Source organism: Pseudomonas sp. GW821-FHT01E05 (assembly GCF_059422425.1).
Map to the genome: position 1 here is coordinate 240,498 of NZ_JBWKWW010000008.1, position 20,671 is coordinate 261,168.

The window sequence follows — 20,671 nt, forward strand, 5'->3', positions numbered from 1 at the left end:
GCCCTCTGCGAAGGGCAGCTAAGGGTCGACTGCGGCCCTTGGTGACAGGCAGAAATCGGCCAGGAGCGGACAGTCGCAGTAGACTCGCGCAAAGCGAATCGAGTAGTGTTTAAGCTGAATTTGCTCGTGCATCTGCGAGAGTAACCGTGGCTTTCCAGCCATGGTGTATAACTCCCTTATGTGGTCATCGGACCGCTGCAAAACCCAGCCTAGGCAGGAAACAAGGAATGTTATCCACCAAGTCCACGAAAGCGTTTTTTGCCCCATTTAGGGCCTATTTGTAGTTATACCGGATCCAAAGACATGAAACGCAAGCATCTGAAGATAATTTTAATTTCACTTTCAGCAATTACTCACAACGTGTCAGCGGATCAAAAAGGCTTGAGTCTTGAACCTCTTGCAATGGCTAACACAAGCTGCGCTGCGTTTTATGCGGCCGCACAAGTATTGATCAAGCCAGAAGCCAAGAAAGAGTATGAATCTAAATTCAGCACACATTACGCCCTATCACACCAGCTCAGCTCTTCATATGAAACGCTAACAGAGAACCTGAACAAAGAAATTCAACGCCAAGCCACCGATGCTTTATCTTTAAAAGAGAAAGTGCAGGTTGTAGACTTCCTAGCCAAAAACCTAATTAAGTGCAGTGCAATCGAAACCCAATCCACTGCAATAATTAAAAATAACACCACTTACCAAGAATAATTCACTGATTAAATACTCAACCACGACAACTCTATGAATCGTCCCCATTTTCGTAGACGGATCGAATGGCCTTTTCTGGCCAATATCGGCAGGTGACCACCGTCTGCTTCGGGTCCAGGCTGTGTGAAAACGTTTTAGAGCAGGTTTGACAGTCAGAATTGGAAAGAAAATCGCGTTCCTACGCAAATTTCCGGTCTGCTGATTAACCAAACGCTGGCAGATTTTACGTAGCAACGCAGACTTCAAAACGGCGCATGCGTTTTCACACAGCCTGGGTCGACTGCGGCCATTGGTGACAGGCAGAAATCGGCCAGAAGCTGTCGTTGGAATAGCACCGCAGTTCTGTGGGAGCGGACTCTCGCTTTTCCTCACCGCCGCCAATGCGCCCTATGACTTTCGCTGGAGACGGTTAAGCCCCGAACCTTTCGAAGTGGTCATGGTGCTGCGGGGCCTGTCACTATTCGACGAGGCACTGCAAGGACGTCTTCGGGGGCAAACGCCGCACACGCCACGCTTCGGGATATGTCCGGCTTCGAGGATCCGCAGCTGGTCGAATTGCTGCAATGCCTGCGCGAAGAAGCCGAACGGCCCGTGGCCAGCCGCCTGTTCGTTCAAGGCGTTGGGGCGCTTATTGCGCGAAACACAACTGAGCGTGGTCACTGTCGCCAATGAAGTCGACTACTCCAACCCCAGTCACTTCGCCCATGTATTTCGCAAGCACACCGGTCTTTCCCCAAGCGACTACCGGCGCCAGCGTTAGGCCTCTGCTGGCCGCAGATAGGGCTCGATAAAGCCGCAGCCAAGGATCTCGTTCAGGCGTTGCGCATCGTTCATTCGGCGAAACAGTCCAATAGTCTTCCACGGCGCGTGACCATCGACATTGGGCGCTCCCAATCCGGCCAACAGGTCGGCGATCAGTATTGATCGGGTCTCGAAGGAGATGCGTGTCAGCCCGGTGCTATTGCCGACGCCGGCATGGGCATGAGCCCCGGAAAAGGCGATCAGGCTCCCCGGAGCGATATCGACGGCAATCCCCTCCTGCGGGTCGATCGCTTCCAGCAGATGCGGAATGGCTTCGTCGGCATCCACGGCATTGCGGCCGTCTCGATGGGATCGCTGCAAAATTGCGCGCATATCGAAATCTGCGCTCGAATTACCCAGCGGTCGTTGCCAGAGGCCTGGATACAAGGCGACGGTACGCCCTGTCGCGATGGGATAGATGGGCGCCCACCAGTTGGTTTGTGCATAGATATTCGACCCCCAGGTATCGCGGTGAAACGCGATGGTGGCCGTCGTGCGGGCACGCGGCGTCGACTGCCCTGGCTCGCAATGCGGCTGAAAACGCAAATGCAGGAGATCGCACGCCAGGGTATCGGGGGCGATGCCAAGGCTTTGCACGACGTCCTGCCAGCGCTGCTGGACCTCAGCCGAGCCTGCGAAGTCGTTCTGAATTTTCGCAAAGCGCTCAGTCTGCTCAGGGTGGCTCAAATGGCGATGGATCTGTTGCGGCGACCAGGGATGCAGCGCGTCTTCGAGGAGCGCACGCGTATATTCCACCAGCGCCGTCATGGGCTGCAGGTCAGTGAAGCGAATGATCTCGCCAGCATAGATCCGGTCATGCAATTGGCGAGCGGTGCTCGGTATGGCAAGCGAGCTGTACATGACTGGAAGTCCCCTGAAGGTGCGCCCCTGACTTTAGATCCACGCCGATTGTGGCGAAAGTGGCAGGTGAGGCGAAAAAGTGCGGATCAGGCCCTGGGGACGTGAGCAACAGGCGACCTTCAAGCCATGAATGGGCGCTTATGGCAGTTCTTAGCAGGCAGTTAACGGCCCAGAGTGTGTAAAAACGCCTTCGCGAACACTTGCTATGAATTCTGAGGATTTCATCGCAGGGATCGCCCATGAGGCGCTTTATCCAAGGTGAACATCGAGGCCAAGGCACCTTACTTCCCGAGAGCCTCGACGACTACGTCAGCGATACCAATCCGGTGCGCGTAGTCGACGTCTTTGTCGACGAACTCGACCTGGTCAATCTGGGTTTTGACGGTGCCATTCCCGCCGATACTGGCCGGCCTGCTTACCACCCCGCGATCTTGCTGAAGATCTACATTTACGGTTATCTCAACCGCATCCAGTCGAGCCGACGTTTGGAGCGAAAAGCTCAACGCAACGTCGAGCTGATGTGGTTGACCGGGCGTTTGATGCCGGACTTCAAGACCATCGCCAACTTCCGAAAAGACAACAGCAAGGCCATCCGAGGCGTCTGTCGCCAGTTCGTCGTACTGTGTCAGCAGTTGGGACTATTCGGAGAACATCTGGTAGCCATCGATGGCAGCAAATTCAAAGCAGTCAACAACCGCGACCGCAATTTCACCAGCGCCAAACTGAAGCGGCGAATGGAAGAAATTGAATCGAGCATCAGCCGTTACCTGGCGGCACTCGATGCTGCCGATCGGCAAGAACCCACAGCTACCGAGCCCAGCGCCGTGCGGCTGGAAGAGAAAATCGCCAAGCTCAAAACTCAAATGAAGGAGCTTCAAGTGATCGAAATCCAGCTCAACGAATCCCCGGATAAACAGGTCTCCCTGACCGATCCAGACGCCCGTTCCATGATGACGCGGGGCACGGGAATCGTCGGCTACAACGTGCAAACAGAGGTCGATACCCAGCACCATTTGATCGTTGCGCATGAGGTGACCAACGTCGGTTCCGACCGCGATCAACTCAGCTCGATGGCCAAGCAAGCCCGCGAGGCGATGGCGTCAGATACGTTGTCGGTAGTGGCTGACCGAGGTAACTTCAAAAGCGAACAAATCCTCGCTTGTCACGATGCAGGTATCACCGCCTATGTGCCCAAGCCGATGACCTCTGGAGCCAAGGCTGACGGGCGTTTCAATAACGATGCCTTCATCTATGACGCGGCAAAAAACGAATACATTTGCCCCGCTGGAGAGGCGTTGATCTGGCACTATTCCTACGTTGAAAAAGGCCTGAAGTTGCATCGTTACGGGAGTTCGAAATGCCAAGGCTGCACGTTGAAGTCGCAATGCACACCGAGCACGGAACGACGAGTTCGACGAGTTCGACGAGTTCGACGAGTTCGACGCTGGGAGCATGACGCCGTATTGGAGGAAATGCAGCTTCGGCTGAGCAAAGCACCGGAGATGATGCGAGTCCGAAAACGGACGGTTGAGCATCTCTTCGGGACGCTCAAACAATGGATGGGTGCGACGCACTTCCTGACGCGAAAACTGGCCGGGGTGGGTGCGGAGATGAGTTTGAATGTGCTCGCCTACAACTTGAAACGGGTTATGAAAATCATCGGTGCCAACGGTTTGATGAAAGCGCTGACGGCCTGAAAAAGGCTGATTTTGGCCCATCCCAGAGGCTGTAAAAACAGCGCTGACGTGTTCCAGGTCGCGACCGATGCGACCCGCAGCATTGACCGTGCGATCGCTCAGCCAACGAAGGTCGATAATCCAAGACGATGAGGTCAGAGTGTTTTTGCACACTCTGGGCCAGAAGCAGACGTTCAATGTGACAAAGAGGGGGCAGTATCTTGCTCTCATCTGCATATAGCGCAGCAGACAACAAAAAATTCATTCCTGTGGCGTGGTCGCCCTACATCAGCCTTTAACTGATGCCCCGAAACCTGCACAATTGCCGGCTTTTTTCGCGACAGGAAGTCCGGCCGTGCAACGGATTGTAATTCTGGGCAATGCCGGTAGCGGCAAATCTACCTTCGCCCGCGCCCTCGGCATGCGCCTTGGCTTGCCCGTGGTGCACTTGTGTTGGCGCTCACGCCGAATTGAACCACGTGCTGATGCAAGACTGACCCATCTCCAAATCCGCACAAATCCAGCAAAAGGTAATAGTTATCGAGGTATCAGACTGGGTCACTGACATCTCGGCAACTAGGTCAATTCGGTGTCGGCGCCAGCACGCATTATCCGAAAGGCGACGGTGGCTGTCCGGCGTATCCGCTGATGGCGATGTTGCGGGTCCATCTACTGCAGAACTGGTTCGGCTACAGCGATCTGGCGATGGAAGAAGCACTGTACAAGACCACTATCCTGTGCCAGTTTTTGGGGCTGCATCTGGATCGGACTCCCGATGAATCCACGACCCTCAACTTCCGACGCTTGTTGGAAAAACATGAATTGGCCTGAGGGACTTTGCAGGTCATCAATGGTTATCTGGACGACCGTGGCCTGATATTGCGCCACGGTACGGTGGTCGATGCGACGATCATTCACGCGCCGAGTTCGACCAAGAATAAAGACGGCAAACGCGCCCCCGAAATGTATCAGACGAAGAAGGGGAAAACCTCAACCAAGGAGGGCATCAAAAATCGCTGACTACTTCAGACCTTCCTTAGCGGTGCGGTCGATGAATCTGAATACCCCCGCCGCGATCAGTCCCGATACCCCGGCGCCACTCGATCCAGCATTCTCAACAACGCCGCCCAGGCCAGTTGCATGGCATCCGGGTCATCGAACTCCCCCTCATCCAGCGGCCGCCCCGGATCGTTGAACTGCCGCTCGGTGTGCGCGCAAACCTCGGCCGAAGGTAGTACCAGCTCACCGGCGGCTTGCGCGGCCAACTGGATGTCACAGGCTTTTTCCAGGTAGTACATGCGCATGAACGCCTGTCCTACCGTCTCACCCACCGTCAGCAATCCGTGGTTGCGCAGCATCAGTACCGGCTTGTCGCCCAGGTCCGCCACCAGCCGTTGTTGCTCGCTCAGGTCCAGCGCCACGCCTTCGTAGTCGTGGTAGGCGACGCGACCGTAGAACTCCATGGAAATCTGGTTCACCGGCAACAACCCGCATTTCAGCGCCGCCACCGCGCAACCGGATCGGGTGTGGGTGTGCAACACACATTGCGCATCTTCACGGGCGCCGTGAATGGCGCTGTGAATCACAAAACCGGCCGGATTGACCGGGTATGGCGACGGTTCCACAGCGTGGCCATTGAGGTCGATTTTCACCAGATTGGACGCGGTGATCTCGTCGAACATCAGCCCGTAAGGGTTGATCAGAAAGTGATGCTCCGGCCCCGGAATGCGCACCGAGATGTGGGTAAAAATCAGGTCGGTCATGCGAAAGTGCGCAATCAAGCGGTAGCAGGCCGCCAACTCTTCACGCAAATGTTGCTCTGTCAATGTCATACCTCGGTAACCTCTTTCACGGTGCAATCTTCCAGCCCCTGCCCCAATGCCTCCCAGCCATCGAAGCCGCGACGAGCGATAAACACCAGGCGTGTAGAGCTGGCCTGGGCGTCATCCAGCGCCGGCAGAAACTGGCTGCGGGTGCCGACATGTTGCAGCCAGTGCGCGGTGCTGCCCGGAGTCAGCAGCACCAAGCCTTTGACCCGGAATACATCGCTGGGCAGTGCCTTCAACCAACCACGCAAGCATTCGATGTCGAGGGCAGCATTGCTCTGCCACAACCAGCTGCTGAACATCTCGCCATGATCGCCGTCGGAAACCCGCGTGAGCGGTTTCAGCGCCCGGGGCTCAAGGTCCAGGTCGGTATCCAGCCACAGCGCATCGGGCAACTCGGCCTGTACACTTTCATGCACGCGGGTCCTGGCGCCCAGTGCATCGCGCAACGCCTGCAGCTGTGATTCGTCGACCAGATCGGTCTTGTTCAGCAACAGCAAGTCGGCAGCGGCCACTTGTGCGCGAGCCAGGCGCGCGTACTCACCGTCGAGTTGCAGATGACGGGTGGCGTCGACCACGGTAATGACCATGTCCAGTTGCATCTGGCTGCGCAGTTGCGGGTAAGCCAGGGTTTGCACGATGCGCTGCGGGTCGGACACACCACTGCACTCGATGACGATGCGCTCCAGCCGTGGCTGCAGTTGCGCCAGGCTGCCGAGCTGCGCCAGCAGGTCTTCCTGCACGGTGCAGCAGATGCAGCCGTTTTGCAGGCTGTATACGGCGTCGGTGACTTCGGAAACGATGGCCGCATCGATGTTCAGCTCGCCGAAATCGTTGACGATCACCGCCAGCCGACTACCTTTGGCACGGCGCACCATGCGGTTGAGTAGCGTGGTTTTACCTGCGCCGAGAAACCCCGAAACGACGGTCACGGAGATACGTGGGGAAGTCATTCTGCCTTGCCCTCCAACACCGGTGGTTCGCCCTGCCAGACGGCCTTGAGGCCGACTTTTTCCAGTGTCGAATGGCGGTCGTAAACCAGTTGCCCTTCAACGAAGGTCAGCAGCACCTGGGTCTTGTGGATGTAGTTGCGCGCCGGTGCGGCGAACAAATCGCGGTCGATGACGATCAGATCCGCCGACTTGCCCACTTGCAGGCTGCCGGTGCTGTGCTCCAGGCCCATGGCCACGGCGCCGTTGCTGGTGATCACGGTCACCGCCTGTTCGAGGCTGATCGGGTCACCGAAGCAGGCCGGGTCGTCGTTCCACGGGTTCTGCCGGGTGATCATGGTTTCCAGCGCCAGCCACGGGTCGATGGATGCCACCGGCCAGTCGGTGCCCATCACCGCTGTGCCGCCCGCGGCGAGTACGCCTTTGAAGTCGTAAATGCGCTTGAGTCGCTCCTGACCGTAACCGGAACGCGCGCCGCTGGCGAACGGTGTCGGGTACCAGGCGGCCGGGGAAAACTCGGCGATGACATTCAGTTCCTTGAAGCGCGGCAGGTTGCCGGGATGCAGCAAGGTGCTGTGGGCGCACTGGTGGCGCACACCGCTGAAACCATTGCGACGACGGGCCTCGGCCACGGCGTCGAGGAACACGTCGGAGGCGCCGTCACCGGTGCAGTGGGCGATCACGCGAATGCCCTTTCGGTCCATGTCCACCACCATGTCGGTGATGTGTTCCGGGGTCAGATTGAGCTTGCCGCGCCAGCTCGATTCCTGCGGCCATGGCGTCAGCAGGTACGAAGACTTCGGCTCGACCGTACCGTCAAAATGGAACTTCACCGCGTTGGCGCTCAAGCGCGCGCTGCGGTAGTAGTGACGCTCGCCGGCCAGCAGTTCCCAGCGACGACGCACCGGGAAGATGTCGTCCTGCCAACTGATCGCTGCTTCGATGCGCACCGTCAGTTCGCCGCTGTCGTCCAGTTCCTTCAAGGCTTGCAAACGTTGTTCGCAGACGTGCACGTATTTGCTCGCCGTGACGCCGCGCGAGCTTTGGAAGTGCACGCCATCGCGATAGGCGCGGCGCAACACGCTGACCGGCGTCGGTGGCATGGCGGCGTGAATCATCGCGTAGGCGCCGTCAATCATCAGGCCAGTGGGTTCGCCGGTCACTTCGTCACGCTCGAAATAACCGTTGCGCGGGTCGGACGTGTGACGGTCGATGCCCGCCAGTTCCAGGGCCTTGGAGTTGACCATCATGGTGCCCCACATGCGGTCGAGCAGCGCCACCGGACGGTCCGGCATCACGCTGTCGAGCCACTCGCGGCCCGGGGTCAAACCGGCTTCGCGGAAGGTGTAGCGCACCCAGTACTGACCGTAGATCCAGCCGTCGCCGGGATGGCTGTCGGCGTAGGCGAGAATGCTTTCACGCAGCTGTTCCGGGGTCGGGTCTTCGATGCCGACATCGAGGTCATCGGCGTAGCGTGGTGCCAACGCAAGGTCGGGGTGAGTGTGCATGTCGTGCAGGCCCGGCATGCAGAACGCGCCTTGCAGGTCATGCACGCGAGTGTTCGGCCCCTTGTACATCTCGATCTGGCCGAGGCTGGCGACCCCGATCAACTTGCCGTCGCGGATGGCCACGGCCTCGGCCCACGGGTTGGCCGGGTCCTGGGTGTAGATACGACCGTTGGCGAGGATCAGGTCGGCGTAGGTCCCCTGCACGGAATGGGTAGAAGAAAAGTTATCGGACTCAGCCATGGTAGCCACCTTTGAGTTCAGGGAGATTGGAAGGTCCACCGGGCGTTGTGCATGTCGGCGACCTGAAAAAATTGTTGTTGTTTTACTCAGCCAGAAACGTTGTGGCGTCGACCTCGATCATCACCGGTTCATGGCGATTGCCGAGTTGCCCGAGCAGCTCGCGCAAGCCGTGCAGATGGCTCACCCGGTGATGGGCGACGTGGCAGCTCTGCGCCAGCGCAGCGAAGTCCGGCGTGAGGATGTCCACCCCCAGCAACGGCACCGCCTTGGCATTCATGTAGTCGCGGATTTCGCCGTAGCTGCTGTTGTTCCACAGCAGCAGGATCACGCCGACACCCGCCTCTTTGGCGGCGATCAGTTCGGCGCAGGAAAACTGCAAGCCACCATCGCCAACCAACGCCACCACCGGTCGCAGTGGTCGGGCCAGTTTGGCGCCAATGGCGGCGGGCAAACCGTAGCCGAGGGTTCCGTAGCCGCTGCCGGCGTTGAACCAACTGTCGGGGGTTGGCGCACGGTAGCCGAGGGCGCCCTGGTAAACCGGTTGAGTCGAATCACCGACGATCAGCGGCTGCGGCAAGTGATCACGGACCGTATCGAGCAAGGCTTGCATGCGGTTCTGCTGCGCGTTCCAGCCCGCCCGTTCGATGGCGTTGACCCGGCTCACCCGCTCGCCCGCCCAACCGGCAACAGCCTGACGTTGTGGCAGTCGCGCCAGCAGCGAACGTAAGCCCTGTCCGGCATCGCCGAGCAATCCGACCGTAGCTGTTTGCACGCCGAGCACTTGCATCGGGTCGATGTCCAGACGAATCAGCGGCGCCTTGAACGCCAGTGGACCGAGGCCGAAAAAGTCATAGTCGGTTTCCCCCAGTTCGGTGCCGATAGCCAATACCACGTCGGCCTCGGCGAACAGTTCGCGACCATGGGTCGACGACTGCACACCGTCGAGCAGCAAAGGATGTTCGGGAGCCAGCAGACCACGGGCGTTGGTGGTCAATGCCACGGGGGCCTGAAGACGTTCGGCGAGCGCGGCCAGGACTTCAGCGGCACGGCGCGCGCCGCCACCGGCGAGGATCAATGGACGCTTCGCGTTGCCGATCAGGGCCACCGCAGCATCGATGGCTTCCGGCGCCGGGGCAGGCGCTGCCGGTAACGGACGCGGGCGCAGGTCCAGACCTCCGGCAGACATTTCCAGCACATCCAGCGGAATCTCGATGTGCACCGGCCGCGGCCGCGTACAGCCAAACAAGGCAAACGCCCGCGCCAGCACTTCCGGCAATTGCGCCGGGTGCTGCAACGTATGGCTGAAGGCGCAGACCCCGGCGACCAGCGCGCGCTGATCCGGCAGTTCATGCAAGTGACCATGGCCCAGGCGCAGGTGTTCGCGACGGTTGCAGGTGGAAATCACCAGCATCGGCACCGAATCCGCATAGGCCTGGCCCATGGCGGTGATGATGTTGGTCATGCCGGGACCGCTGATGATGAAGCACACCCCGGGCTTGCCGCTGGCCCGGGCATAACCGTCAGCCATGAACCCGGCACCCTGCTCGTGGCGCGGGCTGACGTGCTTCAGGCGGCTGCCGTGCAAGCCGCGATACAACTCGACAGTGTGCACGCCGGGAATACCGAAGACAGTTTCAACGCCATAGCCTTCCAGCAACTGAACAAGCGCCTGGGCACAACGGGGCATGCAGCACCTCCTGGATAAAGGGCCACAGTGGCCCAACGACGAATGGGGCTAGTATTGTTGAATCAACCAATACAACAATCGATTTTTTTTGGCCTGACTGTTCGATTTACGTCACCATATGAGCCACTCAAAACAATAACGGGATGATTTATGCGTTTTCCTTCGATGACAGCCCTTCGCGCGCTGGATGCGGTTGCCCGCACAGGCAGCGTGTCGATCGCAGCCCGTGAACTGAACCTGACCCGCAGCGCCATCAGCCACCAGATCAGCAAGCTTGAGGAATGTGTCGGTTTCGCCCTGACCGAGCGCATTGGCCGGGGCATCGGCCTGACGTATCAGGGCGAACGCTATGCGCGGGAAGTGCACGGGATTCTGTTGAACCTGCTGGATGCCGGGCAGTTGATCGACGATCAGGAGGTTTCGGGCCGGTTGTGCGTGAGTTGCGCGCCGGGGTTCGCCACTTATTGGCTGTGCCACCACATCGGTGCGTTCCTGCGTCAGTATCCGCAGGTGCAATTGCAGCTGATCTCTCCGCGGACACCGGACGACACCAATAACCCCAACACCGATCTGTTCATTGCCTACGGCATCGGCGACTGGCCGGAAATGGTCGTTGAAGAGATTGTGGCGCTGCGTTTTTTCCCGGTGTGCAGCCCGCGTCTGATCAACGCCTTGAGCGGGCTGAAAAACCCGCAGGAACTCAGTGCCTACCCGCTGCTGCACATGACCGACTACTCGGACTGGCGCGTGTGGCTGACCGCTGCCGGTGCTTCAGGGGTCAACGCGACGAGCGGCATTCTGTTTTCCGATGCGCACTGCGCGCAGTCCGCCTGCATTGCCGGCCAGGGCATCGCCATCGGCGACAACCTGATCAGCGGCGATGCCTTGTCCAAGGGTTTGCTGGTGCGTCCGTTCGACATCAGCATCGACCTGCACCGTGGCTATTACCTGGTCGCCGACCCACAAAAAGCCGAGCGCGCGGTGGTCCAGGCCTTCAGTAGCTGGGTCAAGACGCAGCTTCAGTCATCCCATCAGACCTGGCAGGACACGCTGTAAAAGCACATCACATTCCCCTGTGGGAGCGAGCTTGCTCGCGATGAGGCCACCACAGTCACTATTGATGTCGCCTGATAAATCGCTATCGCGAGCAAGCTCGCTCCCACAGGGTAGAAGCTCTATTTCGGGGCCTCTGGCCGAGGCGAAATACACAGCTTATTTGTTCAATAAAACTAACCAATATCGGCAAAATAATTCCATTGATGTAGCGATATTTTTAACAATAATAGGCCCAAAGCCCATTTCGGATTTGCATCCGTCCTCGTACGTCATATGGGCAATAAAAAGAGGAACTCCATAGTGTCCAGCCGTTCAGCGATTCAGCTCAGCGCTCAAGGTATCAGCCAGTATTACGGTCGTTTCGCGGCGCTGGCGAACGTCGATCTCGACGTTCGCCAGGGCGAATTTCTTACCCTGCTGGGGCCGTCCGGCTCGGGCAAGACCACCATGCTGATGATCCTTGCCGGTTTCCTCAGCCCGACGTCGGGCAAATTGATGGAACAAGGCGTCGACATCATCAAGCGCTCCGCCGAGAAGCGGAACTACGGCATGGTGTTCCAGGGTTATGCGCTGTTCCCGCACATGAGTGTGGCCGACAACGTGGCCTACCCGCTACGCATCCGCAAAGTCCCCGCCGAAGAGCGCAATCGCCGGGTCAAGCATATTCTTGAAGTGGTCGGCCTCGGTGCGCACATGCACAAGAAGCCCGCCGAGATGTCCGGTGGTCAGCAGCAGCGTGTGGCGATCGCCCGGGCGCTGGTGTTCGAGCCGGAACTGCTGTTGCTCGACGAGCCATTGTCGGCCCTGGACAAGAACCTGCGCGAACAGCTGCAAACCGAGCTGCAACGCATCCACCGTCAGGTCGGTACCAGTTTCGTGTTCGTCACCCACGATCAGAACGAAGCCCTGGCGCTGTCATCGCGCATCGCGATTTTCAACCACGGCAAGCTGACTCAGGTCGACACCCCGGAAAACATCTACAACCGTCCCGAGAGTCGTTTCGTCGCCGAGTTCCTGGGCAAGATGAATCTGTTCCCGCTGGACAACCTGACCCGCAATGGCCAGACCGCCAGCGGCCGTTGCGGCACCAGCGTATTGCACGCCCAGGCCCCGAGCGCACTGAGCCAGGCGCCGATTGTGCTGGCCGTGCGCCCCGAGCACATGGAACTGCACAGCGAGTGCCCGACCCGGGACGGCTACAACGTGATGCCCGCACAACTCACCGACAAGGTCTATCAAGGCTCCAGTACCCATCTGGCGCTCAAGGTCGGCGGCGATACATTGCCGATCAACCTGTCCATACCCGGCAATCACCCGGGCGCGTCGATGACCAGCGGTGCTCCAGTGTGGCTGAGCTGGCCGGTGCAGCAAAGCTTCCTGCTACAAGCCTGACCCCCAAAAAAACTGCGTCACAAAGCTCTCTTCCAATGACAACAAAAAAGCCGGTGTCCACGCAGACACCCGCCGCCTGAGGACTTGCCCATGCGCCAGGATCACCAACAAGACTGCATCGAAGTGCTTATCGAAAAGGCCCGCGACGGTCAGATCAACCGTCGCACCTTTATCCAGGCTATGGGCCTGCTGGCCGCAGTGCCGCTGGCGCTGCGCAGCGGCATCAGCTGGTCGGCGGACAAGCCGCTGGTGGTGGTCAACTGGGGCGGTGATGCCCTCAACGCGTTCCGTTCGGCGTGGACCGACACCTTCACCAAGAACACCGGCATCCAGGTGCGCATCGACGGCGCCGGCCCGACCGAGGGCGCAATCCGCTCGCAACTGGCCAGCGGTCAACCGAGCTGGGACTTGGTCGACGTCGAGAGCTACAGCGCCATCGTGCTGGGCCGAGACAAGATACTGCAACCGCTGGACTACAACGTAATCAAGCGCGATAACGTGGCCCCGGCGCTCGCCTCCGATTTCGGTATCGCCAGCTACCAGTTCAGCTATGTCATGGCCTGGGACAGCGCAAAATTCGGCGACAACGGGCCGAAGACCTGGGCCGATTTCTGGGACGTGAAGAAATTCCCCGGCAAGCGCACGCTGTACAAATGGATGAACGGGATGCTCGAAGCGGCACTCCTGGCCGACGGCGTTCCGGCAGATCAGTTGTACCCGCTGGACGTGCCGAGGGCGATGAAGAAGATCGATGAGATCAAGCCTCACGTATTGTCGTTCTGGAGCTCGGGTGCCGAGAGCCAGCAATTGATGGTCGACGGTGAAGTGTCGGTGGGCGCGATCTGGCACACCCGCGCCAAGCTGCTCAGCGAAGACACCGACAATCGCGTGCGCTGGACCTTCGACAACGGTTTCATCAACTCCAGCAGTTGGGCAGTCCTGAACGGCAATCCGGGCGGCACGCAACCGGCCATGCAGTTCATCCAGCAAGCCTTGCAGCCTGAAGGCCAGCTCAAACTGTTTGAATTGCTGGGCAACGGGCCATCGAACAGCGCCACGGAAAAAATGATGTCGGCCAAGCAACTGGAAGCCAACTGCGCGTCCGAAGAGAACCTGAAAAAGCAGATCGCTCTCAATGCCCAGTGGTACGCCGACAACTACTCCAAAGCACTGGAAGAGTATCTGACGCGGTTGTCCAAGTGAGCCATTGACCATGACTACGACCCTGACCTCAACCCTGACCCCTCCCAAGCCCCGCTTCAGTTCGCCGGGGCTGGAGCGCAGCTTGCTGCTGTTCCCGCTGCCGGTGTTGCTGCTGGTCTTCTATGTGCTTCCGTTTGTCGGCGTGGTCGGCTGGAGCTTCTCGCTGCCCACGCCGGGCATCGAACAGTACCAGCGCATCGCCACGGACCCGGCGATCCAAGAGATGCTCTGGCGCACCTTGCGCCTGTGTATGACGGTCAGTTGCCTGGCCCTAGTGATCGGCTATCTGCTGGCGTACTGCTGGGTATTCAGCCCGCCGTTCTGGCAGCGGGTGGTGGAGATCTGCATCTTCATCCCGTTCTGGATTTCGGTGCTGGTACGGGCCTTTGGATGGTTGATCGCCCTGCGCAGCAACGGTGTGCTCAATAACGGTTTGATGGACATGGGCCTGATCGATCAGCCGCTGCAACTGAGCCGCAATGAAATCGGGGTAGTCATCGGCATGCTCCACGTGATGATCCCGTACGCGGTATTCCCGTTGCTGTCGACCATGCGCCAACTGGATCAGCGTGTGCTCATGGCCTCGCGCGGCCTCGGTGCTGGTGCCTTGCGCACCTTCTGGCAAGTGCTGCTGCCGCAGACCCTGCCGGGCATCCTGGGCGCCTTCATCATGGTCTTCGTGTTCTGCCTGGGCTTCTTCATCACCCCGGTGCTGTTGGGTGGCGGGCAAACGGTGATGATCGCCGAGTACGTGTTCCTGCAAATGTTCCAGACCAGTAACTGGGGCCTGGGGGCGGCACTGAGCGTAGTGTTGCTGGCCTTGGTCAGCGCATTGATCTGGGTGCTGTTGAAAATGACCCGCGTGAATCGACTGGTAGGCTGAGATCACTATGAACACCCATCGCACAAGCCTGAGTACCCGACTGCTGGCCGTGGTCGCCATGGCCTTCATGCTGTTCCCGCTGCTAACGGTCATCCCGGTGTCGTTCACCAGCAAACGCTTCCTGTCGATGCCCGAAGGCAACTGGTCGCTGCGTCACTATGAGGCGCTGGTCAGCAACCCTGACTGGTTCCACGCCATCAGCCAGAGCCTGGCCATCGCCTTCACCACCAGCATCATCGCCACCTTGCTGGCGGCGAGTTTTAGCCTCGGCATCTGGTACATGCGCTCCAAACTGGCCACGGCGTTGATTGGCCTGGTGTTGTTGCCGATGGCGATTCCACCGGTGATTTCCGCGCTGGTGCTGTACTTCATGGAAACCAAGCTCGGTCGCTTCGCGCCGGGCATGGGCTATGACACCCTGACCGGCGTGGTGATTGCCCATGTGATCATGGTGGTACCGTACGGCGTGGTGACCATGCTGGTTGCGTTGAGCCAGATTGACCGGCGCATCGAACTGGCCTCGCGCAACCTCGGTGCCAGCCTGATGCAGACCACGTTCATGGTGATTTTGCCAAACCTGAAACTGGGCCTGGCCTCCACTGCCCTGCTGGGCTTTGCCCTGTCTTGGGAAGAGGTGGCAGTGACGCTGTTCATCACCAGCGTCAACGTCGACACCCTGCCCAAACGCATCTGGAGCGGCCTGCGCGACAACGTCGACCCGAGCGTGGCAGCAATTTCGGTGTTACTGATCTCCCTGACGCTGCTGGTGCTGATTGGCCGCTTGGTGGTGCAGCATCTGGCGGACAAGCGAGCACAGCGACTGCAACACCCATAACCACCACGCATCAACACGGATAAAAAAGCCCGCGCTTCATCACGAAGGCGGGCTTTTTTACTCATGGCGCACCACCACGTGTTGGCGATGCTGCTGACCACCAAATACGTCGATGGTTTGCCACTGTATCGGTTCGAAAAATTACTTGGTCGACACGGCGTCGATATCCCCCGTCAAACCTTGGCGCGCTGGGTGATCCAGTGCGGCGAACACTTGCAACCATTGCTGAATTTGATGCGCGACAGGTTGCTGGAAAGTCCGGTGATCCACTGTGACGAAACGCGGGTACAAGTGTTGAGGGAGCCGGATCGAGACCCGACCAGCCAGCCCTGGATGTGGGTCCAAGCCAGCGGCCCGCCTGAGCGCCCAGTTGTCCTGTTTGACTACACCACCAGCCACGCGCAGGAGGTGCCCCTGCGCCTGCTTGCCGATTATCGCGGCTACCTGATGACCGACGATTACGCCGGCTATAACGCCTTGGGGGCGCGCAGCCCGGTGTCGAGCGTTTGGGCTGCTGGGCACATGCGCGACGTAAGTTCGTCGATGCGCAAAAAGTGCAGCCCAAGGGTAAGACCGGGCGAGCCGACATCGCGCTGAGTCTGATCAACAAACTGTATGGCATCGAGCGCTAGTTCAAAGAAGCCAGCGATGATCAGCGTTTTGGCGCTCGACAGGAAAAAGGTCTACCGGTACTCGCAGAACAGGGGGGCTTCCTGCTCCAGCAGCTTTTGAACCGTGCGGGCCGCCAGCGTGTTGGGCGACGCAGTGAGCTGGCCAGCACCACACTGCGCATGAGTTCCGGCTTGACGATACGGGCGCCCGAGAAGCGCGGGTCGTCGACATGTTCAAACAACCCCGAAGTGATTGCGTAGCCGCCACCGGCAGCGACGATTTCCCATTGCAGCCGGATCGAGTCTGCCTCCACGGCACAATCGAATTGAATGCCGTGCGACTTGGAGAGTTTTTCAAGCCGCGCGCGTAATGGATGTGGCCGCGATGGAAGCACCAGGGGCAGCCCCTGCAGGCTGGATAACTCGACGGTTGGCTGCGTGACATCCGGATCCTGGGCGCGACCGACCAGCATGAGTTTGGGGGTGTACCAGCACCGACTCTTCCAGGTTACACATCGGCTTCGCGTAGAAGCAGCGCCATGTCTACGCGCCCTTCATTGATCAGTTCCTCAAGGTGCGCGCTGCTGCCTTCGCAGATTGAAATCTGTGTTTTGCGCAGAAGGTTCAGGACTCAGATTTGACGTAGCGGCGTGTAAAAAAGGCGCTTTCACTGCTCAATGAATGGGTAGCCGGGCCGGGTCGACTTTTTCAACACCATCGGCCGTTTTCTGCCTCATGCGATGGGCAGCTATGGGTCCAGGCTGTGTGAAAACCCAGAGCAAAAATTGAAGTTCGCGTTTCTATGCGAAATCTGAAATTTATCGGCTGGTCAGCAGGCCTGGATTTTACGTAGAAACGGTATTTTCAGCCCTGTTTTGGGCACCAATAGCGCTCAAAAACGTTTTCACACAGCCTGGGTCGATAGCAGCCCTTCGCGAAAGGCAACTATCGACCAGAAGCAGGCACCAAACGAACATCTGCGCCGACACTTGCTCATCCATTGCGCAACCCAATTCCCGGTTTCAGCCTTCAGCCTTCAGCCAAGTATTTGCCGCCGATCATTCCCGGGGGGGTTGTTTTGCCATCGGCGAAAGGCACGGGCCAGGCAGCTGGCACTGCTGAGGCTCAACCTGCCGGAATGACTGATTTCGGCCGATCTTGTCGAACAATCCGCACATTTAGATAGCACGCTAATCACAAGCTAAACTATGATAAGGTAACTTCTTAGCCGCAGACCTCGACATGACTGACACATTGACACTTGGTTTTGCCCTGCATGACAGCGCCCGGTTGATGCGCAAGCGATTTGAGCAGCGGGCGCGGCATGTCGGCCTCACCCGCTCGCAGTGGCAAGTACTGGCCATGTTGTCGAAGAACGAGGGGATCCATCAAAAAGGCCTCGCGGATTTACTGGAGCTGGAGTCGATCACCCTTGTGCGTCTGCTGGACAAAATGGAGGAACGCGGACTGCTTGAACGGCGCCGGCATCCTACGGACCGACGCCTGTCCCTGCTTTTTTTGACGGAGCAGGCTCATCCGCTTCTGGAACTCATGCGTGACATGGGCCGATCGACACGCCTGGAGGCCACGAACGGATTCTCTGAAGAGGAAGAACAACTGCTGCTGCAAATGATGAAGCGGATGAGGTCCAACCTGATCGAAGCCTGCAGTCTTCCCATCGACGACGAGACGCGCCGCCATGGCTGATCAACGCCTGAAGTCACCTACACAGACTCCTGTGCTGCCCGTGACCTCACGACTGGAAGGCCCCGCTTCAACCGAGGCGCGCAAACCAGACCTTGGGCAAACCGACGGCAGCCAGAGCAGTGCTTCCCCTGCCCGTCCAAAACGGCAGCTTGTACGCAAAGCTCTCTTTACATTGTTGCCCGTGGCGCTTCTGGTCGCCGGTTACCTGTATGTGACAGGCGGGCAGATCATTTCCACCGACAATGCCTACATACAGGCTGATCATGTCGGCGTTTCCACGGATGTCTCGGGCCTGGTCGCCTCGGTGGATGTCAAAGACAATCAGCGGGTCGTCAAAGGTCAAATACTGTTCACCCTGAAACCGGAGCCGTTTCAGATAGCGTTGGCGAGTGCCAAGGCGCAACGGGACAACGTGCGCAATCAGATCCTCAACCTCAAGGCCAACTACAACCAGGCGCTGGCCGAAATCGATCAGGCACAAATCGACCTCGCGTACTACCAGGCCAGCTTCCAGCGTCAGCAAACCCTGGTCAGCGTTTCTGCGGTGTCCAAAACCAACTACGACGATGCCAAGCACGCACTGGACAGCACCCGGCAAAAAATCGCCGTTGCCAAGGCCACCGCACAAATGGTGCTGGCCCAATTGGGTGGGCATATCGAGACGCCCGTCGAACAACAATCCACGTTTCTACAGGCCCAGGCCGCCGTCGACGAAGCTCAGCGCAACCTGAACAACTCAGTCGTCAGGGCGTCGTTCGACGGTGTCGTGACCAACGTTGATTCGCTGCAAGTCGGTTCCTATCTACAACCACCACAATCAGGCATCAGCCTGGTGTCGGATGATCACCTGTGGGTCGCCGCGTCACCCAAGGAAACGGAACTGACCCACATGAAGCCCGGTCAACCCGTGGATATCAGTGTCGACAGTTACCCCGGCGTCCGGTGGCACGGCACCGTCGAAAGCATCAGCCCGGCGTCGGGTTCAAGCTTCTCGTTGCTGCCTGCGCAAAACACCACGGGCAACTGGGTCAAGGTCGTGCAACGGATCCCCGTGCGCATCAGCATCGATGATGCCGGACAAAAACCGCCGCTACGCACCGGCATGAGTGTGGAAGCGCAGATTGATACAGGTTCGGCGCGCGGCCTTCCGTCCATGTTCTCGGGGCTGTTTGCGAGCAAGGCCCCCGCCCATGAGTAATCCGGCAACGACGCAACCGGTGGCCCATCGCGGGATGATCACCGCTTGCGTCGTGCTGGCCGTGATCATGCAAGCGCTCGACACCACCATTGCGAACGTCGCCCTGCCCTACATGCAAGGCAGCATCTCGGCCAGTTCGGACCAGATCAACTGGGTGCTGACCTCCTATATCGTCGCCGCTGCCGTCATGACGCCGCCCTCTGCCTTCCTGGCCAGACGCTTCGGGCGCAAACGCGTGCTGCTGTGGGCGATTGTCGGCTTCGTCGTCTCGTCGATCCTTTGCGGCCTGGCGCAATCGCTGGAGGAAATCATCCTGGCCCGTCTGCTGCAGGGGCTTGCGGGTGCGGCGCTAGTGCCGTTGTCCCAAGGCATTCTGCTGGATATCTACAGCCTCAAAGAGCGCGGTTCAGCCATGGCCCTGTTTGGTGTGTCGGTCATGGTCGGCCCAGTGCTGGGCCCGATGCTCGGCGGCTGGCTGACGGAGAACTTCAGCTGGCGGTGGGTGTTTTTCATCAATTTGCCCATTGGTCTGCTGGCGCTGGCCGGGATCATCTATTACGTCAGCGAAACGTCGACCGACACCTCGTCACGGCTGGACTGGCTCGGTTTTGGTTCGTTGAGCGTAGCGATCATGGCCCTGCAACTGTTTCTGGACCGAGGTGAACAACTGGGCTGGTTCTCTTCCGGTGAAATCCTGATCGAAGCGGTGGTGGCCGCTGTCGCCGCGTACGTGTTTCTGGTCCATACCTTCACCACTGATTCGCCCTTCATCAGCCCGAAGCTGTTCAAGGACCGTAATTTTTCGATCAGCGTCATTTTCATTTTTATCGTCGGCATTACCTACCTGGCCTCGCTGGCGCTGATGACCCCTTACCTGCAAACCCTGATGGGCTATCCGGTGCTGACCGCCGGCATGGTGATGGGCCCACGCGGGTTGGGCACGATGCTGACCATGTTCCTCGCCGGCCAACTGCTGGGCAAAGTCGATACCCGCCTGTTACTGCTGACGGGGTTGGGTTTGTCAGCGCTGTCGATGTGGCTGATGACGGGCTGGACGCCCAATGTCTCGATACAAACCATCATCGTTGTCGGCTTCATTCAAGGCACCAGCCTGGGCATGCTGTTTGTGCCCTTGACCACGGTTGCCTTCGCGACCTTACCAACGTCCTTGCGGGCAGAAGGCACAGGGCTTTACAGCCTGTCGCGAAATGTCGGCTCCAGCGTCGGGATCTCTATCGTGACGGTGCTGCTCACGCAGAACATCCAGGCCAACCACGCGGAAATAGGGGCCTACGTCACGCCCTTCAACCGGGCCTTCGACGCCTGGCCGATCAAGCACTTTCTGGACCCGATGGTCGCGTCCGGGCGCGCAACACTGGACGCAATGGTCACGGTGCAGGCCAGTTGGATTGCGTACGTGGATGACTTCAAGCTGCTGATGGTACTGTCACTGGCGGTCATGCCGCTGCTGCTGATTATCAAAGCCCCAAAAATTCATGCGAATGAAGAACCCGCACCGGTCATGGAATAGA

17 protein-coding genes and 3 pseudogenes are annotated in these 20,671 nt (G+C 59.0%); 14 read left to right on the top strand and 6 right to left on the bottom strand.

Translation table 11 applies throughout. The features are described 5' to 3' along the window. Positions 1-303: 303 nt before the first annotated feature. Together AC07W5_RS19480 and AC07W5_RS19485 are read left to right on the top strand one after the other, a co-directional pair. On the top strand, positions 304-705 hold the full coding sequence (locus tag AC07W5_RS19480; RefSeq protein WP_494993076.1) for a hypothetical protein: 402 nt from the start codon (positions 304-306) through the stop codon (positions 703-705). A 436-nt stretch (positions 706-1,141) separates the two neighbouring features. Continuing rightward, entirely contained in the window at positions 1,142-1,465 is a 324-nt protein-coding gene (locus AC07W5_RS19485) for a helix-turn-helix domain-containing protein (protein ID WP_495024144.1), read from the top strand. Here AC07W5_RS19485 and AC07W5_RS19490 read toward each other — a convergent pair. Further along, positions 1,462-2,367: a hypothetical protein gene (locus AC07W5_RS19490; protein ID WP_495024145.1), complete on the bottom strand. Its 906-nt coding sequence runs from the start codon at positions 2,365-2,367 to the stop codon at positions 1,462-1,464. The two genes, AC07W5_RS19485 and AC07W5_RS19490, sit on opposite strands and share 4 nt — an antisense overlap. A gap of 239 nt (positions 2,368-2,606) precedes the next feature. Between AC07W5_RS19490 and AC07W5_RS19495 the strand changes: the two genes are divergently transcribed. The 3 genes and pseudogenes from AC07W5_RS19495 to AC07W5_RS19505 form a co-directional block, all read left to right on the top strand. Beyond that, positions 2,607-4,064 carry an IS1182 family transposase gene (locus AC07W5_RS19495; RefSeq protein ID WP_495024146.1) on the top strand — a complete coding sequence of 486 codons (1,458 nt, stop codon included), beginning with the start codon at positions 2,607-2,609 and terminating at the stop codon, positions 4,062-4,064. Positions 4,065-4,398: 334 nt separating this feature from the next. Beyond that, positions 4,399-4,530: pseudogene (locus AC07W5_RS19500) on the top strand (AAA family ATPase); the annotation flags it as partial. Positions 4,531-4,649: 119 nt separating this feature from the next. Beyond that, a pseudogene (locus AC07W5_RS19505) lies at positions 4,650-5,027 on the top strand (transposase); the annotation flags it as partial. Positions 5,028-5,119: 92 nt separating this feature from the next. Here the strand turns inward: AC07W5_RS19505 and AC07W5_RS19510 are convergent. The 4 genes from AC07W5_RS19510 to AC07W5_RS19525 all read right to left on the bottom strand — a co-directional run bounded on the left by AC07W5_RS19510 (position 5,120) and on the right by AC07W5_RS19525 (position 10,254). After that, positions 5,120-5,875 carry a class II aldolase/adducin family protein gene (locus AC07W5_RS19510; protein WP_495024147.1) on the bottom strand — a complete coding sequence of 252 codons (756 nt, stop codon included), beginning with the start codon at positions 5,873-5,875 and terminating at the stop codon, positions 5,120-5,122. Continuing rightward, entirely contained in the window at positions 5,872-6,822 is a 951-nt protein-coding gene (locus tag AC07W5_RS19515) for a CobW family GTP-binding protein (protein WP_495024148.1), read from the bottom strand. The genes AC07W5_RS19510 and AC07W5_RS19515 overlap by 4 nt, the downstream gene beginning before the upstream one ends. Then, entirely contained in the window at positions 6,819-8,567 is a 1,749-nt protein-coding gene (locus AC07W5_RS19520; RefSeq protein ID WP_494993065.1) for an amidohydrolase, read from the bottom strand. The genes AC07W5_RS19515 and AC07W5_RS19520 overlap by 4 nt, the downstream gene beginning before the upstream one ends. Positions 8,568-8,649: 82 nt before the next feature. After that, positions 8,650-10,254 carry a 5-guanidino-2-oxopentanoate decarboxylase gene (locus AC07W5_RS19525; protein WP_495012379.1) on the bottom strand — a complete coding sequence of 535 codons (1,605 nt, stop codon included), beginning with the start codon at positions 10,252-10,254 and terminating at the stop codon, positions 8,650-8,652. 150 nt (positions 10,255-10,404) lie between these two features. Between AC07W5_RS19525 and AC07W5_RS19530 the strand changes: the two genes are divergently transcribed. From AC07W5_RS19530 to tnpC, 6 genes and pseudogenes are all read left to right on the top strand, one after another. Then, positions 10,405-11,310 carry a LysR substrate-binding domain-containing protein gene (locus tag AC07W5_RS19530; protein WP_494993066.1) on the top strand — a complete coding sequence of 302 codons (906 nt, stop codon included), beginning with the start codon at positions 10,405-10,407 and terminating at the stop codon, positions 11,308-11,310. Between the two features lie 300 nt (positions 11,311-11,610). Beyond that, positions 11,611-12,702, top strand: a complete 1,092-nt coding sequence (locus AC07W5_RS19535) for an ABC transporter ATP-binding protein (protein WP_495024149.1) — start codon at positions 11,611-11,613, stop codon at positions 12,700-12,702. A gap of 90 nt (positions 12,703-12,792) precedes the next feature. Beyond that, a complete protein-coding gene (locus tag AC07W5_RS19540) occupies positions 12,793-13,905 on the top strand; it encodes an ABC transporter substrate-binding protein (RefSeq protein WP_494993068.1) in 1,113 nt (370 codons plus the stop codon). A gap of 10 nt (positions 13,906-13,915) precedes the next feature. After that, positions 13,916-14,788: an ABC transporter permease gene (locus tag AC07W5_RS19545; RefSeq protein WP_494993069.1), complete on the top strand. Its 873-nt coding sequence runs from the start codon at positions 13,916-13,918 to the stop codon at positions 14,786-14,788. 7 nt (positions 14,789-14,795) lie between these two features. Continuing rightward, a complete protein-coding gene (locus AC07W5_RS19550; protein ID WP_494993070.1) occupies positions 14,796-15,623 on the top strand; it encodes an ABC transporter permease in 828 nt (275 codons plus the stop codon). A gap of 63 nt (positions 15,624-15,686) precedes the next feature. Then, positions 15,687-16,339, top strand: a pseudogene (gene tnpC, locus AC07W5_RS19555) (IS66 family transposase); the annotation flags it as partial. On the opposite strand, the gene AC07W5_RS19560 reads toward tnpC, so the two are convergent. Then, a complete protein-coding gene (locus AC07W5_RS19560; protein ID WP_494993071.1) occupies positions 16,276-16,707 on the bottom strand; it encodes a LysR substrate-binding domain-containing protein in 432 nt (143 codons plus the stop codon). The pseudogene tnpC and the gene AC07W5_RS19560 overlap by 64 nt on opposite strands. A 769-nt stretch (positions 16,708-17,476) precedes the next feature. Here AC07W5_RS19560 and AC07W5_RS19565 point away from each other — a divergent pair. From AC07W5_RS19565 to AC07W5_RS19575, 3 genes are read left to right on the top strand one after another with little or no spacing between them, the layout of a single operon-like run. Beyond that, positions 17,477-17,941: a MarR family winged helix-turn-helix transcriptional regulator gene (locus AC07W5_RS19565; protein ID WP_494993072.1), complete on the top strand. Its 465-nt coding sequence runs from the start codon at positions 17,477-17,479 to the stop codon at positions 17,939-17,941. Further along, complete coding sequence (locus AC07W5_RS19570) at positions 17,934-19,139, top strand: HlyD family secretion protein (RefSeq protein ID WP_495012374.1); 1,206 nt, start codon at positions 17,934-17,936, stop codon at positions 19,137-19,139. The genes AC07W5_RS19565 and AC07W5_RS19570 overlap by 8 nt, the downstream gene beginning before the upstream one ends. Then, positions 19,132-20,670 (top strand): MDR family MFS transporter, encoded by a 1,539-nt coding sequence (locus AC07W5_RS19575; protein ID WP_495024150.1) that lies wholly within the window; start codon positions 19,132-19,134, stop codon positions 20,668-20,670. The genes AC07W5_RS19570 and AC07W5_RS19575 overlap by 8 nt, the downstream gene beginning before the upstream one ends. Position 20,671 lies beyond the last annotated feature (1 nt).

Coding starts and splice junctions, on each gene's coding strand:
- AC07W5_RS19480 (WP_494993076.1), top strand. CDS start 304: ATGAAACGCAAGCATCTGAAGATAATTTTAATTTCACTTTCAGCAATT.
- AC07W5_RS19485 (WP_495024144.1), top strand. CDS start 1,142: ATGGTGCTGCGGGGCCTGTCACTATTCGACGAGGCACTGCAAGGACGT.
- AC07W5_RS19490 (WP_495024145.1), bottom strand. CDS start 2,367: ATGTACAGCTCGCTTGCCATACCGAGCACCGCTCGCCAATTGCATGAC.
- AC07W5_RS19495 (WP_495024146.1), top strand. CDS start 2,607: ATGAGGCGCTTTATCCAAGGTGAACATCGAGGCCAAGGCACCTTACTT.
- AC07W5_RS19510 (WP_495024147.1), bottom strand. CDS start 5,875: ATGACATTGACAGAGCAACATTTGCGTGAAGAGTTGGCGGCCTGCTAC.
- AC07W5_RS19515 (WP_495024148.1), bottom strand. CDS start 6,822: ATGACTTCCCCACGTATCTCCGTGACCGTCGTTTCGGGGTTTCTCGGC.
- AC07W5_RS19520 (WP_494993065.1), bottom strand. CDS start 8,567: ATGGCTGAGTCCGATAACTTTTCTTCTACCCATTCCGTGCAGGGGACC.
- AC07W5_RS19525 (WP_495012379.1), bottom strand. CDS start 10,254: ATGCCCCGTTGTGCCCAGGCGCTTGTTCAGTTGCTGGAAGGCTATGGC.
- AC07W5_RS19530 (WP_494993066.1), top strand. CDS start 10,405: ATGCGTTTTCCTTCGATGACAGCCCTTCGCGCGCTGGATGCGGTTGCC.
- AC07W5_RS19540 (WP_494993068.1), top strand. CDS start 12,793: ATGCGCCAGGATCACCAACAAGACTGCATCGAAGTGCTTATCGAAAAG.
- AC07W5_RS19545 (WP_494993069.1), top strand. CDS start 13,916: ATGACTACGACCCTGACCTCAACCCTGACCCCTCCCAAGCCCCGCTTC.
- AC07W5_RS19550 (WP_494993070.1), top strand. CDS start 14,796: ATGAACACCCATCGCACAAGCCTGAGTACCCGACTGCTGGCCGTGGTC.
- AC07W5_RS19560 (WP_494993071.1), bottom strand. CDS start 16,707: ATGCTGGTCGGTCGCGCCCAGGATCCGGATGTCACGCAGCCAACCGTC.
- AC07W5_RS19565 (WP_494993072.1), top strand. CDS start 17,477: ATGACTGACACATTGACACTTGGTTTTGCCCTGCATGACAGCGCCCGG.
- AC07W5_RS19570 (WP_495012374.1), top strand. CDS start 17,934: ATGGCTGATCAACGCCTGAAGTCACCTACACAGACTCCTGTGCTGCCC.
- AC07W5_RS19575 (WP_495024150.1), top strand. CDS start 19,132: ATGAGTAATCCGGCAACGACGCAACCGGTGGCCCATCGCGGGATGATC.